The sequence below is a fragment of the Sulfurovum sp. XGS-02 genome (assembly GCF_023213175.1).
In the GTDB taxonomy this organism is placed as follows: Bacteria; Campylobacterota; Campylobacteria; order Campylobacterales; family Sulfurovaceae; genus Sulfurovum.
The window spans coordinates 939,134-957,507 of the sequence record NZ_CP093312.1 but is presented as its reverse complement, the minus strand read 5'-3'; the positions used below and the strand labels follow the sequence as shown (position 1 = coordinate 957,507).

The 18,374-nt window shown below is 41.8% G+C and carries 14 protein-coding genes; 13 read left to right on the top strand and 1 reads right to left on the bottom strand.

Going from position 1 to position 18,374, the window contains the following annotated elements; all coding sequences use genetic code 11:
* Nucleotides 1–50: 50 nt before the first annotated feature.
* A complete protein-coding gene (locus MN086_RS04775) occupies nt 51–1,520 on the bottom strand; it encodes an NAD(P)/FAD-dependent oxidoreductase (RefSeq protein ID WP_248576920.1) in 1,470 nt (489 codons plus the stop codon).
* 324 nt (nt 1,521–1,844) lie between these two features.
* On the opposite strand from MN086_RS04775, the gene MN086_RS04770 reads away from it, so the two are divergent.
* The 13 genes from MN086_RS04770 (at nt 1,845) to MN086_RS04710 (ending at nt 18,374) form a co-directional block, all read left to right on the top strand.
* Complete coding sequence (locus MN086_RS04770) at nt 1,845–3,497, top strand: Na/Pi cotransporter family protein (RefSeq protein WP_248576919.1); 1,653 nt, start codon at nt 1,845–1,847, stop codon at nt 3,495–3,497.
* A gap of 62 nt (nt 3,498–3,559) precedes the next feature.
* Nucleotides 3,560–5,023: a tRNA uracil 4-sulfurtransferase ThiI gene (thiI, locus tag MN086_RS04765; RefSeq protein ID WP_371875216.1), complete on the top strand. Its 1,464-nt coding sequence runs from the start codon at nt 3,560–3,562 to the stop codon at nt 5,021–5,023.
* Between the two features lie 3 nt (nt 5,024–5,026).
* Nucleotides 5,027–5,494: an MOSC domain-containing protein gene (locus tag MN086_RS04760; RefSeq protein ID WP_248576917.1), complete on the top strand. Its 468-nt coding sequence runs from the start codon at nt 5,027–5,029 to the stop codon at nt 5,492–5,494.
* Nucleotides 5,495–5,567: 73 nt separating this feature from the next.
* Nucleotides 5,568–7,652, top strand: a complete 2,085-nt coding sequence (locus MN086_RS04755) for a multicopper oxidase domain-containing protein (RefSeq protein ID WP_248576916.1) — start codon at nt 5,568–5,570, stop codon at nt 7,650–7,652.
* Between the two features lie 27 nt (nt 7,653–7,679).
* Entirely contained in the window at nt 7,680–9,992 is a 2,313-nt protein-coding gene (locus MN086_RS04750; protein ID WP_248576915.1) for a heavy metal translocating P-type ATPase, read from the top strand.
* Nucleotides 9,993–10,101: 109 nt separating this feature from the next.
* On the top strand, nt 10,102–10,689 hold the full coding sequence (locus MN086_RS04745) for a superoxide dismutase (protein WP_248576914.1): 588 nt from the start codon (nt 10,102–10,104) through the stop codon (nt 10,687–10,689).
* A gap of 59 nt (nt 10,690–10,748) precedes the next feature.
* Nucleotides 10,749–11,048 carry an iron oxidase oxidoreductase gene (locus MN086_RS04740; protein WP_248576913.1) on the top strand — a complete coding sequence of 100 codons (300 nt, stop codon included), beginning with the start codon at nt 10,749–10,751 and terminating at the stop codon, nt 11,046–11,048.
* 50 nt (nt 11,049–11,098) lie between these two features.
* Nucleotides 11,099–13,627 carry a 2-oxoacid:acceptor oxidoreductase subunit alpha gene (locus tag MN086_RS04735; RefSeq protein ID WP_248576912.1) on the top strand — a complete coding sequence of 843 codons (2,529 nt, stop codon included), beginning with the start codon at nt 11,099–11,101 and terminating at the stop codon, nt 13,625–13,627.
* A complete protein-coding gene (locus MN086_RS04730; RefSeq protein WP_248576911.1) occupies nt 13,624–14,469 on the top strand; it encodes a thiamine pyrophosphate-dependent enzyme in 846 nt (281 codons plus the stop codon). The genes MN086_RS04735 and MN086_RS04730 overlap by 4 nt, the downstream gene beginning before the upstream one ends.
* A gap of 110 nt (nt 14,470–14,579) precedes the next feature.
* Nucleotides 14,580–16,019, top strand: coding sequence for a Fe-S cluster assembly protein SufB (gene sufB / locus MN086_RS04725; RefSeq protein WP_248576910.1), 1,440 nt, complete (start codon nt 14,580–14,582; stop codon nt 16,017–16,019).
* Nucleotides 16,016–16,765, top strand: a complete 750-nt coding sequence (sufC, locus tag MN086_RS04720; protein ID WP_248576909.1) for a Fe-S cluster assembly ATPase SufC — start codon at nt 16,016–16,018, stop codon at nt 16,763–16,765. The genes sufB and sufC overlap by 4 nt, the downstream gene beginning before the upstream one ends.
* The gene (locus MN086_RS04715; protein WP_248576908.1) at nt 16,765–17,955 is read left to right on the top strand and encodes a SufD family Fe-S cluster assembly protein; all 1,191 of its coding nucleotides are present in this window, start codon (nt 16,765–16,767) and stop codon (nt 17,953–17,955) included. The genes sufC and MN086_RS04715 overlap by 1 nt, the downstream gene beginning before the upstream one ends.
* A complete protein-coding gene (locus MN086_RS04710) occupies nt 17,955–18,374 on the top strand; it encodes a SufE family protein (protein WP_248576907.1) in 420 nt (139 codons plus the stop codon). The genes MN086_RS04715 and MN086_RS04710 overlap by 1 nt, the downstream gene beginning before the upstream one ends.

Below are 18,374 nucleotides of genomic sequence, written 5' to 3'. Positions count from 1 at the left end.
CCTTTTATTAGTTATTATTATTAAGTATTATACATTAATTATGTTATGGCCTAAAACCACCCTCTTAGCATCAGATACCAGTACATCGGTTTTAATTGATAAAGGTCAAATGCCCACCAGAAGTATCTTGGTTTTGCAGGATCCAGGAACGGTATCGTTGGTATGAGCCCCTTGTAACCAAATTCCGGCATAATAATCTCACCATAGGATACTTTCATCGGACACACTGTATATCCATCGAATTTTTCTTCAAGTTTTTTGCCCTCCAGTTCTGCAACGAGGTTACCTACAACGATCGGTCCATGATGTCTTGCTGATCCTCCTGTCTTACCTAGAGGTATACCGCAGACATCACCCATACCGAATACATTTTTGTATCTTCTGTGCTGCAGCGTGACCTGGTCTACTTCCAGCCAGCCTTTCGCACTACCTTTTTGCCAACCCAATGGTGAATCAACCAGAGCCTGAGGAGGTCCCATTGGCGGTACGATATGAATAAAGTCATAAGACATATCAACCATTCTGGTCTCTTCAGAGATGTCATATTCACCTAGATCTTCATCGTACTCACCTTTAATTTCATAGGTCTCTTCAAAAGTTGCCATTTTGTTCTTTACATCTATGGCAACAAGATTATGTCTGAACTTGTTAGTGATCGTGTCATATCTTGTTTGTACTTTCTGTAAAGCATCTGCAATCTCAGGTATACTAAATAGCTTCGAACCACTGTTCGCATAAATATAATTTGCACTCAAACCATCTTTTTTCAAATGGTCTGCACTAAGATAGAGCATTTTTTGCGGTGCTCCCCCACATTTAATAGGTGTATTTGGATTTGTATAGATCGCTGTTGGTCTTTTTCCTGAAGCAGCTGATTTTTTCAGTTCGTTAAACCATTTCCATGTGATTTCACCACCATCTGCTGTACCTTTTTCAAGATTGTTCAAATAGACACTAGCAATACCGTTTTTACCGATATCATCTTCAGTCAAACCTTTGATCCAATCATAATGGTAGACTATACCTGTTGCCACCACCATATAATCATAAGAGACCTCCTCACCTGCTCTTGTAGTTACCATATTATTATCCGGGTCAAAAGAAGCGACTTCATCTTTGATCCAATTGACATCATCTGCAATAAAATCTTTATTATCTTTAACGATGTCATCGAAGGTATAAAGCCCTGCACCTATAAAGACCTGTCCCGGCTGGTAAAGATGCTTCTCATTTGGTGCGATAATGGTTATATCTGCATTCGGTAATGCACTACGCAGTCTTGCAAGGGCCATGATTCCCCCCGCTCCTGCACCTACAACCAGTATCTTTGCATTCTTGTCGCTCTTGACTCCGGCTTCTGCTTCCGCAGCTGCTATAGAAGAAGGAGCCATACCCATAACACCGGCTGCACCTCCAATACCCATCACTTTTAGTGCCGTTCTTCTACTCATCCCACTTTGTTCTTCACCATACAGATGATCTATAAGCGGTTTGCTGTGCTCAATCTTTTGCTTTTTCATGTTGTTCCTTTTAATATAATAAACTTATGACAATAATAAATTATTTTTTATTAAATATAACTGAATATTCATTCAATATTATAATTATTATGTTAAAAAGTTATTTAAATCATCTGTTATGATGTGGTTTTTTTGACTCTAAATGGTGTGTATAACCTATATATAGGGACTTATGATGTAATAAGATACTATGACGGAAAAAATGTAAATTTTATAAATCAGCACAAAATTATTTTATATAATGTTTAAATATCAATATAACAACACTGGAACTGTCTTTATATCAATAATGTTGATATAATGCTTTTAAAAAGAGTTAAATATATGATTACGCAATTTATACAAGCACTTTCTGGTCTGGGAATGTTTTTATTTGGTATGTTGTATATGGAACTTGCACTAAAAGAAGCAGCCGGACGTCGTTTTAAAACCTGGGTTAAGAACTCAACCTCTTCTACGATCAAATCCCTCATGACTGGAACGCTTGCCACTGCCCTGCTCCAAAGCTCTTCCGTTGTCACACTTATGACACTATCTTTTGTAAGTGCTTCTCTGATCACATTATATTCGGGTATTGGCATTATATTTGGTGCTAATGTCGGTACTACCCTGACATCGTGGATCGTTGCCACTCTTGGTTTTAAGGTCAAGATCGAAGCTTTTGCTCTGCCTATGATAGGTGCAGGAGGTCTACTGCTACTATTTGCGCCTGATCATAAAAAGATCACCATCGTTGCAAAGGTATTTGTGGGATTTGGTCTTCTGTTTCTCGGTCTTGAATTTATGAAAAGTGCTATAGAGTCTTTGACCAGTCTCATTGATCTTGAGAAATTATCACATTTACCTCTGATCGCATTTATCGGTATCGGTTTTTTCCTTACGGCACTGATCCAGTCCAGTTCTGCTGCTACGGCTATTGTACTAAGTGCACTCTATGTACATATCTTGAGCTTTGAACAATCCGCGGCAATGGTAATAGGTACGAACATCGGAACAACCGTGACAGCCATGCTTGGTGCTATGGGTGGCATACCCGATAAAAAACGTGTTGCACTGGCACATTTTATATTCAATCTTATTACCGCAGTAGCTGCTTTCTTGATACTGGCACCTTTGACACAGTTTATGATGGGTTTTCAAGGATTAAAGCATGATCCGGTCATAGCATTGGCACTCTTCCACACGATATTCAATATTCTTGGTGTTGTGCTGCTTCTTCCTTTTATATCGTTGATGGCCAAGCAGCTGAGTCAACTCTTTGTACATGTTGAACCGGAACCAACGCGATACATACATTTGGTCGACCCCCAATTTTCTGAAACTGCACTGGTCGCATTACGTGATGAAGTAAACAATCTGTTTGTAAAAACAATGAAATATGCTCTTTTGGTCGCAAATATAAAACCCAATGATGTTTTTGTAAAAAAGCTAGGTCTGAAAGAGGCCGTAGAATTGAATCAGGAACAAATAGAGTTTAATCATAAAATAGCCTATAACACGATCAAAGAGATAGAGATCAAGATCATGGAGTTTGTGTCAGCTCTGAACCAACAAGATCTACTGGAGGATGAGAGAAAAAGTCTCGAAACACTTTTAGCCTCTGTACGTGAATCCGTCTATGCAGCAAAGATGCTTAAAGATATCAAAAATGACATGAACGAATTCTCAGAAAGCAGTAGTAGCACCATTCATAGTATTTATGATGCTATTCGTAGGAACCTTCTCTATGCGATCATGATCTATATCAATTATATGGAAGAGGTGTGGAGTATAGAAAAATGTTTAGAAAAGTTTTCTAAATCAGAAGAGGAAAACAAACGTATTATGAAAGAGGCATCTCTTTCTATCAGTCATAAAGGTATCAATGAGAAAAAAGTTGTCTCTTTGCTCAATACAAACCGCAGTGTTTTCATTGCAACGCAGGCTCTTCTGGAGGCATCAAGATCTGTATCATTGCACTTCCCTCTTGAAGATTAGTCATAGCCATTTAGTCCTCTTGTGCTATAATGCCACTCATACAAAAACAAGGGTGCACAACAGTGGAAACTCCATCAGTCAAAACACAAAAATTCATTTTAAAACTTTTTCCTGAGATCATGGTCAAAGGTGCTTCTGCCAAACGACAAATGGTAGGACAGCTCTATAATAATCTTGTAAAACTTTTAGGCAGATACAGTGCTGAGATCACGGTAAAAAAGTTTTCTGATAAACTCGAAGTAGTTACACCTATAGAATTTCTCACTGAAGTACGTCAAACGCTCCTTGATACTCCGGGTATAGAACAGGTACTTGAAGCCTTACAGTTTGACGGTATGGAAACACTTGAACAGATCAAAGTCAAAGTGAATGAAATGATGGCCAAAGAGATTATAGGAAAGACCTTTGTGGTACGTGTCAAACGTTCAGGGACCCATCCTTTTAATTCTACACAAATTGCCCAGACCGTAGGCGGCTATATGTTGGCACACAATGAAACTAAAGGTGTAGACCTGCATCATCCCGAAGTGACCATCCGCCTGGAACTGATCAATAAGCAACTCAATATCATTACCATCAGACATGTGGGACTCAGCGGTTTTCCTTTGGGTACACAGGGAGATATACTCTCTCTGATGTCCGGCGGTTTTGACTCTACCGTTGCCTCTTATCTCACGATGAAAAGGGGTATAAAGACCCATTTTATATTCTTCAATCTTGGTGGGATCGCCCATGAGATAGGTGTCAAGCAGGTGGCGCTTTATCTCTGGAACAAGTTTGGTGCATCGCATCGTGTCTCTTTCATCTCTGTACCTTTTGATGCGGTCATCGAAGAGATATTCCGTTCGACACATGAGAGTTACATGGGAGTCACCCTTAAGCGTCTTATGCTCCTTGCCTCTGAAAAAGTGGCCAATGAACTGGAAATAGATGCACTGCTAACGGGTGAGAGCGTGGCACAGGTTTCCAGTCAGACCCTGCGTAACCTGGCACTCATAGACCAGGTGACCAATAAACTCATTTTACGTCCACTAGCTACAATGAACAAACCAGAGATCATCAAGATAGCCAGTGAGATAGGCACACGCCGTTTTGCCGAGAATATGCCGGAGTACTGCGGTGTCATCTCCAAAAACCCGATCACACACGGTTCATACAAACGTATGGAAAAAGAGGCAGCACGCTTTGACTACTCTGTGTTGGACAAAGCTGTAGAAGATGCACAGAAGATCTATGTGGATGAGATCATCGATGATGTGACCAATGCAGCGCCTGTAGAGGTGATACATGACCTCAATAATGAGAAGTATGTGGTGATAGATATACGTTCGGAAGAGGAGTGCATCGAAACACCGTGCAAAAGTATTAAAATACCATTCCATAAACTTAAAACAGAGTTCAAGAAACTCCCACAGGACAAGGAGTATCTCCTCTACTGTGACAAGGGTATTATGAGCCAGCTGCATGCCCAGTATCTGCGCGATGCAGAGGATGCTAAAAATGTAAGGGTTTACAGACCCCAATAATCTATGCAAAAGATGACCCTGCATGCCATTATCATAGGAGAAAAGGCCAAAGAGGCTTTGCATTATGTAGATAGTGTACAGGCTATCAAAGGAAAAGGTTTGGAGGGTGACCGTTATTTCTACGGACAAGGTACCTTTAACAAACCCCAACTCTCTCAGGATGTCAGAGAGGTCAGCATACTCCCCTATGAATCGCTTGCAGAGTGTAACAGTCGATTAGAAAGCGATCTGGACTTTCTGGATTTAAGAAGAAATCTTATCATCAAAAATTTTGATGCTTCACTTCTTGAAGACAAAATATTTACCATCGGCACGGCAAAGTTCCGTATCGTACGTACCTGCCCTCCCTGTCGCTACCTCTCAAGATTACTTGACAAGGATATGATGCGTGGCTTAAAGCATATCGGTGGATATAGAGCAGTAATTGAGGAAAGCGGTATTTTAACACAAAATGATATTATTAAATATTGATTTTCTCTTCTAAGCTGCACGCTGATTGCACACTTTTTTATTATTCTGTTTAGGAACGTGAGAAGGTGATGTAATGAAACAGATACTGCTATTATTCTATCTATTGAGTACCCTGCTTGCAGCCAAAAATGTATACTACGATCTTGTCATAGAGTATCAAACTGTGAACTTTACGGGAAAAAAAGTTGAAGCCATGACCATCAATGGAGGCATTCCCGGTCCTACCATTAAAGCAGAAGAAGGCGATTGGGTCACCATAAAGGTGACCAATAAGATGGATGTGGACACTTCCATTCACTGGCATGGTCTTCTTTTTCCTGGCCGTAATGATCAAGACGGTGTCCCAAACCTCACTACACCCCCTATAAAAGCTCATACTTCACATACATTCCGTTTTCCACTGATACAGTCTGGTACATACTGGTACCATTCTCATACTGGGCTTCAAGAGCAAAGAGGCGTGTATGGTTCCATTATGATCCAACCAAAAAAGAAACGGTATAAAGTCGATAGAGAACTGGTCCTAGTGTTGTCAGATTGGACCAATGAAGATCCGCAGGAAGTCATGCGTACACTGAAACGCGGCAGCGAATACTATTCCATCAAAAAAGGTACTGTACAGTCACTCTGGGGTGCCATTGAACACAATGCAGTGGGCAATATGTTGACACAGTGGAAAAATCAAATGCCGCCTATGGATCTCTCTGATGTCTACTATGATGCTTTTCTTATCAACGGTAAACAGAACAGTAGATACAAAGCAAAAGCCGGAGAGAAGATACGCCTACGGATCATCAATGGTTCTGCCTCCACCTACTTTTATCTGCAGTATGCAGATGGTCCTTTGCGTATTGTCTCTGCGGATGGTGTAGATGTGAAGCCTTTCGATCAAGATAAACTTCTCATATCTGTTGCTGAGACCTATGACGCCATCATCACTGTTCCCAAAGATGGTTCCTTTGAACTCAGAGCCACAGCACAGGATGGCTCAGGAAAAGCTTCGATCTATATAGGCAGCGGCAAAAAGATAGCCGTCAAAGGGGTACCCAAACCAAACTATTATGCGATGAAGTGCAGTTCTTCCATGAAACCTAAAGGTAAAGGGATCGGTGGCAGTAAAACAATGAAATGCAGCGGAGGAAAGTCTACAGCTGGTATGAAGTGCGGCGCTTCTATGAATATGAAAAATATGGATATGTCATCAGCACAAAGACCGCCTACACCTTATGCCAAACTTGAAGCACTTGAAGATACCACACTGGATAAAAAACGTCCATGGAGAGAGGTACATCTCACACTCAATGGTGATATGCGCAGCTATATCTGGAGTTTTAACGGTAAAACATTGAGTGAGGAAGACAAAATAGCTATCAAAAAAGGAGAGAATGTACGTTTTATCTTTGAGAATAAGACCATGATGCACCATCCTCTGCATCTGCATGGACATTTTTTCCGTGTGGTGAACGAAAATGGAAGTCGTTCACCGCTGAAGCACACAGTAGACATCGCACCTTTGGGAAATAGTGTCATAGAGTTTGCAGCTGATTATGAGAAAGACTGGCTCTTCCACTGCCACATCCTGTACCATATGATGTCCGGTATGACACGTGTAGTCAGCTACGGTACACCAAAAACTGCAGAAGAACAAGCCAGTTACGACAAGTTTCTCGAAAAGTTTGACCAGTGGTATTTCTGGGGTAATATGCTGGCACTTAACAGCATGAATGAAGGATTGCTCGCAGCGGCTAGTGGTAAGAACAGTTTGATCGCTTACTGGGAGAGTGATTATGATACAGAGTATGACACCTACTTCGTCTATAATAGGTTCATTGACCGCTACAGTTCCTGGTTCGGTGGTGTGAGCATTGCAGACAGAGAAAACGATAAGACGCGTGCGATCATCGGGTATAACTATCTACTTCCCGGACTCATCGATGCAAAGTTCTGGGTGGACAGTCAGGGAGATGCACGGCTCTGGTTCATCAAAGAGGTGATGCTGACCAACAACACAGGCTTGGAACTTGAATACCAATACGATACCGAACTCAAAAGTGAATGGTCTGCCACTTTGGATTACCGTATTAATAAACAATTCAGTATAGGTGCACGTTATCACAGTGATACAAAATGGGGTGCAGGAATACGGTGGTTTTTCTAGCAACGATAATGATAAAAGGAGTCTATGATGATCAAGGATCCAGTATGCAGCATGGAAGTTTCCGAAGATTCTGAATTTAAAAGTCAGTTTCATCATCAAACCTACTATTTTTGCAGTGAAAACTGTAAACATAAGTTTGATATGTCACCAAATACCTATATAGATTCGGAAGAACTGTTAAAAACAGAAGAGTGCCCTGACGGCAGTTGTGATATAGAGTTAAAATTTACCCAATATACCTGCCCCATGCATCCAGAGATCATCAAGGATCAACCGGGAAGCTGTCCTATATGCGGTATGTCATTGGAGCCTGTCATGGCTGCTGAAGAGGAAGAGAATGTTGAACTCAAAGAGATGACACAACGTTTTTGGTTCTCTGCATTCTTGGCACTTCCTCTTTTTCTCTTAGCGATGGTAGCGGATATGTTGCCTGCAATGTTACCGGAGAATCTATCAACCAAAACCCTGTACTGGATAGAGTTTGCTTTGGCGACCCCTGTAGTACTTTGGGCAGGATGGCCGTTTTATGTCAGGGCTTGGCAGTCTGTAAAAAGTTGGAACCCCAATATGTTCACGCTTATTGCTTTAGGTGTATCTGTTGCATGGACCTACAGTGTAGTGGCACTGCTCTTTCCCACTATTTTCCCACCCCAAATGTTAGGGAATGAGGGTACAGTACATGTCTATTTTGAAGCGGCAGCTGTGATCACTGCGCTAGTACTGATGGGACAGGTATTGGAGCTTCGGGCTCGCTCAAGAACCAATGAAGCGATCAAAATGCTGCTCAGTCTTGCACCCAACACTGCAACGCTTATTCATCCTGATGGATCTGAAACAACGGTCTCTACTGAAGAGGTCAAAGTAGGAGACAAACTGCGTATCCGTCCCGGAGAAAAGATACCTGTAGACGGAGTTGTTCTGGAAGGAGCTAGCCATGTGGATGAGTCCATGGTAACGGGTGAACCTATCGCTGTCAATAAAGCATCAGGTATGAAACTGATCGGTGCAACGATCAATGGCAACGGTACACTTGTCATGCAGGCAGAGAAGATCGGTGCAGATACCCTGCTGTCACAGATCATCGATATGGTTGCCAAAGCACAACGTTCACGTGCACCCATACAGAAACTCGCAGACCTTGTCTCCTTTTATTTTGTACCGACAGTGGTCTTTGTATCTATCCTTACTTTTATCACATGGTATTTTATCGGACCGGAGCCCAGATTGGCATATGCACTGGTATCTGCTGTGTCCGTTCTGATCATAGCATGTCCTTGCGCCCTGGGTTTAGCAACACCTATTTCCATCATGGTGGGTACAGGAAAAGGCGCTGCTAACGGGGTATTGATCAAAAATGCCGAAGCGTTGGAGATCATGGAAAAAGTAAATACACTGATCGTCGATAAGACAGGTACATTAACAGAGGGTAAGCCTAAACTTGTTGCTATAGAAACAGTCGGAGAGATAGAAGAAAATGATCTGCTTCAACTGAGTGCTTCTCTTGAACATGCAAGTGAGCACCCTATCGCCCTCTCTATCATGGAAGAAGTAGAGGATCAAAAGATACCATTACTTGATGTGAAAGCGTTTGACTCCATCACCGGTCAGGGAATCAAGGGGATTGTCAATGGACATAATATGGTGATAGGTAACATACATCTCTTTGAATCTTTAAAAATCGATACAAGCAGTCTGAAAGAGAGGGCCGAATCCCTGGGAGGAGACGGTGCTACCGTGGTACTGGTCGCCATAGATGATAAGATTTCAGGTCTCATTGCCGTGGCAGATCCTATAAAAGAGACTACAAAGGATGCCATCGATGCACTGCACAAAGATGGCGTGAAAGTGGTTATGATGACAGGAGACAACCTGACCACAGCCAATGCTGTGGCTAGAAAGCTCGGTATCGATGAAGTGCATGCCGATGTACTTCCTGAAGGAAAAGCAGACATCATCAAAACACTTCAAGATAAAAATGAGATCGTCGCCATGGCAGGAGACGGGATCAATGATGCTCCTGCCCTGGCCCAGTCCCATGTCGGTATCGCCATGGGAACAGGTACCGATGTTGCGATGGAGAGTGCGGGTATCACGCTTGTTAAGGGTGATCTAAGAGGTATTGTCAAGGCAGTTCATCTTAGCCGGGCTACCATGAAGAATATAAGACAAAATCTCTTTTTTGCCTTTATTTACAACAGTTTAGGTGTGCCAGTCGCAGCAGGTGTGCTTTATCCTTTCTTTGGTATTTTACTCTCTCCTATGATCGCTGCTGCTGCCATGAGTTTCTCTTCGGTATCTGTGATCATGAATGCCTTAAGATTAAAGAATAAAAAACTCTGAAAAGTCTATTTTGTAGACCAAAATAATAACTACACGCAGACTGCACAGACTCTAGACTACTATAAGAGTATAAAACTACATACTACATGAGTATTAAAAAGGATCAAGAATGACACACACATTAATGGACTTACCGTTTGATGAGAATGCACTCGAGCCGTATATTTCAAAAGAAACACTTCAATACCATCATGGTAAACATCACGCCGGATATGTAAATAAACTGAATACACTGATAGAGGGTACGGTGTATGCGGACATGAAACTTGAAGAGATTGTCAAAAAAGCAGATGGCGGTATCTTTAACAATGGTGCACAAGTGTATAACCATAATTTTTATTTTAGTGGTATGAGTACGAAGGAAACTTCTCCTTCTAAAGAGCTCTTAGCCTTAATTGAACGTGATTTTACCTCTATGGAAGAATTTAAAAAGAAATTTTTAGAAATGGCCGCAGGTTTGTTTGGTTCTGGTTGGGTGTGGCTGAGTATAAAGGACTCAGATAGTTTAGTCATAGAATCATTTTCCAATGCCGGTAATCCACTGCTTTTAGATCATACACCTTTACTTACCTGTGATGTCTGGGAACATGCTTACTATATAGACTATAGAAATGCTAGAGCGGATTATCTAGAAAAATGGTGGGAGCTTGTGAATTGGGACTTTGTATCAGAAAATCTGGAAGCATGTACAAAATGATGTTCTGTGGTATGAGAATGTAGTACCGAACAAACATTCTAACACGTAAAGGAGTGATCATGAAAACATCAAGAAGATTTTTTTTCAGATATATGTCTGCACTTGGTATGGTGAGTTTTTTTACTACAACGCTCAGTGCCAAGACAGCTAAAAATATCGTAAAATATCAATCTACACCAAAAGATGGAAATTCCTGTAAGACATGTATGCACTTTATTCCTGAAACCAATGAATGTAAAACAGTTGAAGGAAGTATTGATCCCAGTGGTTGGTGTATCATTTACTTCAGAGACCCTAACTATAAAGAAGTAAAAGTGGCAGACGATAATCAGACCGATGATATCGATAATACAACTTGATCTTGGTGTTATATGCAGTGTCACTACTCTTCTGATCAGGAGCTTAGATTATGACCTTGGAAAAACTGAAGCAGTTTAATGGACAAAACAAACAAAAAGCCTATATTGCCTATAAGGGAAATATATATGATGTAACAGAGAGTCCGTTATGGGAAAATGGAACACATCAAAATGTTCATGAAGCGGGTGTTGATCTCACTGATGCACTTGCCGATGCGCCACATGCTGAAGAGGTTTTTAAGAAGTTTCAGATCGTAGATACGCTTGATGGATATGTTGAAAAGGTTCAAAATGATCCGAAGAGAACAGATTGGGTGAAATGGTATCGCAAATTCCACCCTCACCCCATGCTGGTTCATTTTCCTATCGCCCTGCACCTCTTCGCCGCCGGACTGGACCTTATTTTTTTCTTTCAACTTAGTACTTCTTTTGCTACAGCAGTGTTTTACACTTTTTTTGCCTCCACTCTGATGGGTGTATTTACGATGCTTTCGGGAATATTAAGCTGGTGGATCAACTACCAACTCGCATTTAGCCCTATATTACTTAAGAAACTTACATTCTCTATCATCACCCTCATTCTTGGTGTTATAGGTATCGTGATCTATTTGAATGATCCTGATGTGGTCTATACCACTACTTTACCAAGTATCATCTACCATGGCACTATATTGTTAACAGGGATCACTGTGATCGTGTTGGGATATTATGGAGGTAAACTCACTTGGCCAGACAGTAAAGAAGAGAGCAGTAAAGATACCATAGATGATACTAACGAAGAGAAGAAGAAAGAGACTATGAGCGTTACTATGAAAGAGATTACCATACCGTTTCACTCAACGATCTCCAACCCACCTGTATCTCTACCGAAAAAGGAAGAGGTAAACGTACATGGGCAGGGTCATAGTATCTCCATACTCATCGGAGGAGCAGCAGGAACAGGGATCAAAACACTGGAAAATCTATTATCTGATGCATTTAAAAGCAGCGGTTATTTTGTCTTCTCTACCAAAGAGTATATGTCAAGAGTACGGGGCGGAAGCAACACCACCCTGCTCCGTATCTCAGACCGTCCTGTCACTGCTCCATGTTGGTATGTTGACCTTTTTATAGCCCTGGATACCCATGCTCTTACGCATGTACAGGAACGGTTGACAAAAGATACTATCGTTTTGGCAGATGAGAAGGTTGAGCACGAACAGATAGATATCACAAGCATACCTATGAATCATACAGCCAAGGAACTTGGAAGTAAAAATTATGCGAATTCTTATGCCGCCGGTGCACTATTTGGAATCTTTAATCTTGAATCTCAACCATTGTCACAAAGTATCACCAGGATATTTGATGAAAAGGATCGTCGGGGAAATGAAAGCGCAATGGAATCAGGGTTGACATACGGCAATAAACTGGAGAGCCCTCCATCTCTAAAACTTCCTGAAAAGCTATTTGAGTCTGCAGGTTCCATGCATCTTATGGATGGGTCTTCCGCATCTGGATTTGGCTTTTTGGCAGGAGGATGCAATATGATCACAGCCTATCCGATGTCCCCCTCTACCGGTGTACTGAATTTTATGGCTTCGATGTCCAATGAGTTTACAGTGTTGGTTGAACAGAGTGAAGATGAGATCGCATCATTAAATATGGTACTGGGTGGATGGTATGGTGGAGCAAGAGCCATGACTTCCACATCAGGCGGCGGATTTGCACTCATGAGTGAAGCACTCAGTCTTTCAGGGATGAGTGAAACACCTGCCGTGGTTTACCTCGCACAGCGTCCGGGACCTGCCACAGGCTTGCCTACAAGAACAGAACAGGGAGACCTGAACCTGGCCATATACAGCGGACACGGATATTTTGGACGTATTGTTCTGGCACCGGGTGATTTACAGGGGTGTATCGACTGCGGCTATCTTGCTTTTGAACTCGCAGACAGGTTCCAGATGCCTGTAATCTATCTGAGTGACCAGTACCTTGCGGACTCTATCAGTCTGTTAAAAAGTATTGATTTTGAGGCGTATGAACAACGACGCTATATAGAGAGTACAGATGCATCCTATGACCGCTACAGACTGAGTGATACAGGTATTTCAGTACGGGGAGTCCCGGGTCTTGGAGATGGCTTAGTCGTTGCGACCAGTGATGAACATGATGAGCGTGGTCAGATCACTGAGAGCTATCAGGTGCGTGAAAAGATGGTTCAGAAGCGGCAAAAAAAGATCGAGTTGTGCATTTCTGAAGCACTTGGCCCTAAGGTCTTTGGAGAAGGTGATATCGCTCTCATAGGATGGGGGTCGTCCAAAGGAGCCATCATGGAAGCAGTGAATGCACTAGATGATCCCAGACTTTTTCATGTCCATTTTTTCTGGGTACATCCGATTAATCCTGAAGATCTTGCATTCCTCAAACAAACTTCACTCAATATAGTGATAGAAAACAATGTGACCGGCGAGTTTGCAGAGTTATTGAAAAGCCATGATATCAGGATCGATCATCGTATTTTACAATCCAATGGTTTTAGTTTCTTCTCGGACCAACTGAAAGAAGTATTAGAAAACGTATTAAAGGAGAAAAGATGAAGCACCCTCTCGATAGAACTGATATTGACAATGCATGGTGTCCCGGATGCGGGAATTTCGGGATACTGAAACTACTGGAAGAGGTATTGACAGAACTGGAATGTGACCCTAAACAAACAGTCATCGTCTCTGGTATCGGGCAGGCAGCTAAAACACCTTACTATATTGATACCCATATGTTTTGTGGACTTCATGGGCGGGCACTTCCCGTATCCACAGCGCTCAAAGCTTCCAACCCTGCACTCAATGTCATTGCAGAAGGTGGTGATGGAGATATGTATGGTGAAGGGGGAAACCATTTTATGCATACCATCAGGCGGAATCCTGATATTGTACATATCGTACACAACAATATGGTCTATGGTCTTACCAAAGGCCAGGCCTCGCCCACAAGTCAGATAGGGTTTAAATCCCCTGTACAGGTAAAGGGGGTCAGTAATGAACCGTTCAATCCTATCTCGGTTGCATTGGCGCTAAAGGCCGGTTTTGTATCACGTGTCAATATCGGAAATCAAGCCCATGCCAAAACGGTGCTCAAAGAAGCATTTTTACACAAAGGGTATGCCTTGGTAGATGTCTTTCAGCCTTGTGTGGTCTTTAACAAGATCAACACCTATAAATGGTTCAATGAAAATACTTATGAACTCGACAGCAGCTATAAGAATAACGATCTCTCCTCAGCCATGCAAAAAGCACTTGAAAATGATCCTATTCCTATAGGCATTTTTTACAAGAATACGCATACAACATTTGAGGAACATTTAAGAGGAGATGAACAAAAACCCCTTGTTACTCTTACACATGATATAATAAAACTACAGGAATTATTCGATTCCTATTGAAATATAAGGTAAATAGGATAAAATTACTCCTATATTATAAAAATACTTGACCGCACACTCTAATTGTGCTATAACTTGTAAAAGAATAATGATCTATATAAGGATTTTAAATGGCAAACGAAGGATTAGATAAAGCTGTCTCAGGTGAGTATGCACTCGGCTTTGAGATAGATATCGAAACCGAAACTGTACCACCGGGACTTTCAGAAGAAACTATTGCGTTCATTTCGAAAAAGAAAGGTGAACCTGAGTGGATGTTAGAGCTGCGTCTCAAAGCATTTCATAAATGGGAAACCATGATTGAACCACACTGGGCCAAACTGGACTACGAACCGATAGACTACCAGTCTATCTCATACTATGCAGCGCCAAAAGAGGGTATTGACAGTCTGGATGAAGTGGATCCCAAAATTCTAGAGGCCTACAATAAACTAGGTATCTCTTTGGAGGAGCAAAAGCAACTCGCCGGTGTTAAAGTAGCCGTAGATGCTGTCGTTGACTCCGTTTCGGTCAAAACCACCTATGCGGAAGAGCTTGCTGAACATGGTGTGATCTTCTGCTCGATCTCAGAAGCGATAGAACGTCACCCTGATCTCATTAAAAAATATATGTTCTCTGTTGTACCAATGGCAGATAACTATTTTGCAGCACTTAACTCTGCGGTCTTTACCGACGGAACCTTTGTATATATCCCTAAAGGTGTACGTTGTCCGATGGAGCTCAGTACCTATTTTAGGATCAATGCCATGAACACAGGGCAATTTGAACGTACACTGATCGTAGCAGATGAAGGGTCATACGTTAGTTACAATGAGGGATGTTCTGCTCCGACACGTGATGAGCATCAACTTCATGCAGCCGTTGTTGAACTCGTTGCGATGAAAGATGCAGAGATCAAGTACTCTACCATCCAGAACTGGTTCCCGGGAGATGAAAACGGGAAAGGCGGTATCTATAACTTCGTTACCAAAAGAGGTATCTGTGAAGGAGATAACTCTAAGATCTCATGGACACAGGTAGAGACCGGTTCCGCCATTACATGGAAGTACCCGTCATGTATCCTAAAAGGGGATAACTCTGTGGGTGAGTTCTACTCAGTAGCAGTTACTACCCTGGCTCAGCAGGCAGATACAGGTACAAAGATGATACATATCGGTAAAAATACCTCTTCAACCATCATTTCTAAAGGTATCTCTGCCATGAAGGGTCAAAATACCTATAGAGGACTGGTGAAGATAGGTGCCAATGCCACAGGTTCAAGAAACTACTCTGAGTGTGATTCACTGCTCATTGGTTCTGAGTGTGGGGCACACACTTTCCCTTACCTTGAATCAAAAGATACACAAGGACAGGTAGAGCACGAGGCAACTACCTCAAAGATCAGTGACGAACAACTCTTTTACCTCCGTCAAAGAGGTATCAATGAAGAAGATGCTGTGAGTATGATCGTTCACGGTTTCTGTAAACAAGTCTTCAGCCAACTCCCTATGGAGTACGCGGTAGAAGCAAAAGCATTATTAGAATTAACATTAGAAGGAAGTGTAGGATGAGTATTTTGAAAATTGAGAATTTAGAAGCAAAAATAGGTGACAAACAGATCTTAAAAGGTCTAAACCTAGAACTGGAACCAGGAAAGGTCCATGCGATCATGGGACCGAACGGTGCTGGTAAATCTACGCTTTCTAAAGCGCTTGTAGGACACTATGATATTGAATTACTTGGTGGAAACATCATCTACAAAGGTAAGAATATCAATGAGATGGAACCTGAAGAGAGAGCCTTGGAGGGAATTTTCCTTTCATTCCAGCACCCTGTAGAGATCCCTGGTGTTAACAATGCATATTTCCTAAGAACAGCGCTCAATGCTAAGCGTAAACACGAAGGTAAAGAAGAATTGAATTCAGCTGAGTTTTTACGTCTTATGAGAGACCATTTAGAGATGCTTGGTATGAAGTCAGATATGATCAGCCGTTCACTCAATGAAGGTTTCTCAGGTGGTGAAAAGAAACGTAATGAAATTCTTCAAATGCTTCTTCTTGAACCAGATGTCATCATTCTTGATGAGATCGACTCCGGGCTGGATATCGATGCGCTAAGAGCCGTATCTGAAGGGATCAACAAGATGAAAGACGGTAAACGTTCATTCTTGGTTATCACGCACTATAGTCGTATTCTTGACTATATTGAACCAGACTATATCCATGTATTGAAAGATGGAAAAGTGATCAAAACAGCAGGACCAGAGCTTGTAGCACAGCTTGAAGATACCGGATATGATGCGATAGAGGAAGAATAATGAACCTTTCAACGCTTAAAAACAAAAACCTGCAAGAAGTCAATGGCTTGTTGGATATAAAAGATAGAGATATCTTGGTAGAGCGTTTTGTATCACTGGGACTTCCGAGTAAAAAGTCAGAAGAGTATCGTTACTTTGATGTAGAAAAACTCCTGGAAAAAGAGTACAAAACACTTACATACGTTCCAAAAACGCTTCGAGTCTCTGATAAGATAGAGATTGTTGACGGTGTGGTAGTAGCTGCTCCACAAGGTCTACGTGTCTACAATGAACCATGCGGACAGATCGATATGGATCATTTTGACCCGCTCTATTATCTTGGGCACCTTCTCTCTCCCCAAGCGATCAAAATAGAACTTGATGGAGATACAGAGGTAGAGATAGAGCATAAGTTCACACAAAGCGATGCGCTGATCAATTACCGTATCGTACTCTACACACAGGCGAACCGTCATGCAACTGTCTATGAGAGCTTTGTAGAAGAAAATATAGAGAATTCACTTGTACTTTATGGGTATGATATACATATTTCACAAGACTCTACTCTACGTTTGCTAAAAATGCAGCGTATGCAAAACAGTGGCTATAGCATGGTGGCTTCACATAAGATCAATGTAGCCAAAAATGCGCATTCTGTCTTTAAAAGCTTTGATCTTGGCGGAGACAATGCACTACAGCTTCTCAAAGTAGAGTTAGATGAGCGTGCACATATAGATGCAGGTCACCTCCTCTACCTCAATAGTGATGCAAAACGTGGTACCGTCTCACAGATCGTGCATCGTGGTGAACATTCAACCTCTAAACAAGAAGCGAAGAACATCTTGGACGGTGAGTCCAGAGGTATCTTTGATGCACTCATCCGTGTAGAGAAGAGCGGTAAATATACCAAGGCAGAACAGAACTCTAAAGCGATCTTACTTCATGATAAAGCATATATGGCTGCAAAACCGCAGCTTGAGATCTATATTGATGAACTGGAAGCAAGCCATGGTGCAACTACCGGACAACTTAGCGAAAAACAGCTTTTCTACCTACAAAGCCGCGGTATCACACGTGTTGAAGCGAGAAAAATGCTGGTGATCGCTTTTGCCAATACACTGATCGAAACGGTTAAGGACAGCAGACACCAAGAGCGCATCAAAAAAGCTTTTGAAGAGGTCTTTTACTTAGTACATAAAAAGGATAACTAATGAATATGGAAGAGACAGTAGCAAGGTATAAAGAAGATTTTGAACTATTCCCTACGGACAATGACAAGTTAGAGTACATCTTTGATCTGGGAAAACGCCATACGACACTTTCTGACGAAGAGAAAAATGATGATACCTATGTAAAGGGTTGTGCTTCTGACGCATGGCTTGTCGGTGAATGTGAAAATGGTATTCTCAAACTCCGCGGTGAAGGTACCTCTGAGATGGCCAAAGGTATGCTGACTCTTCTTTTAGACATATTCTCCAACCGTCCGGCTGATGAGATACTCAACTTTGACCCTGCCAAACTCCACGACATGGGCGTGGTAGAGCTCCTCTCCCCTGTACGTCAGCAAAGTTTGGAAGCATTTTTAAATATGGTCTATGGCTACGCGCAAAAATGTAAAGAACAAGGATAA

Bases quoted from the DNA above. Each gene is read 5' to 3' on its own strand.
- MN086_RS04775 (WP_248576920.1), bottom strand. From the start codon at position 1,520: ATGAAAAAGCAAAAGATTGAGCACAGCAAACCGCTTATAGATCATCTG.
- MN086_RS04770 (WP_248576919.1), top strand. From the start codon at position 1,845: ATGATTACGCAATTTATACAAGCACTTTCTGGTCTGGGAATGTTTTTA.
- MN086_RS04760 (WP_248576917.1), top strand. From the start codon at position 5,027: ATGCAAAAGATGACCCTGCATGCCATTATCATAGGAGAAAAGGCCAAA.
- MN086_RS04755 (WP_248576916.1), top strand. From the start codon at position 5,568: ATGAAACAGATACTGCTATTATTCTATCTATTGAGTACCCTGCTTGCA.
- MN086_RS04750 (WP_248576915.1), top strand. From the start codon at position 7,680: ATGATCAAGGATCCAGTATGCAGCATGGAAGTTTCCGAAGATTCTGAA.
- MN086_RS04745 (WP_248576914.1), top strand. From the start codon at position 10,102: ATGACACACACATTAATGGACTTACCGTTTGATGAGAATGCACTCGAG.
- MN086_RS04740 (WP_248576913.1), top strand. From the start codon at position 10,749: ATGAAAACATCAAGAAGATTTTTTTTCAGATATATGTCTGCACTTGGT.
- MN086_RS04735 (WP_248576912.1), top strand. From the start codon at position 11,099: ATGACCTTGGAAAAACTGAAGCAGTTTAATGGACAAAACAAACAAAAA.
- MN086_RS04730 (WP_248576911.1), top strand. From the start codon at position 13,624: ATGAAGCACCCTCTCGATAGAACTGATATTGACAATGCATGGTGTCCC.
- sufB (WP_248576910.1), top strand. From the start codon at position 14,580: ATGGCAAACGAAGGATTAGATAAAGCTGTCTCAGGTGAGTATGCACTC.
- sufC (WP_248576909.1), top strand. From the start codon at position 16,016: ATGAGTATTTTGAAAATTGAGAATTTAGAAGCAAAAATAGGTGACAAA.
- MN086_RS04715 (WP_248576908.1), top strand. From the start codon at position 16,765: ATGAACCTTTCAACGCTTAAAAACAAAAACCTGCAAGAAGTCAATGGC.
- MN086_RS04710 (WP_248576907.1), top strand. From the start codon at position 17,955: ATGAATATGGAAGAGACAGTAGCAAGGTATAAAGAAGATTTTGAACTA.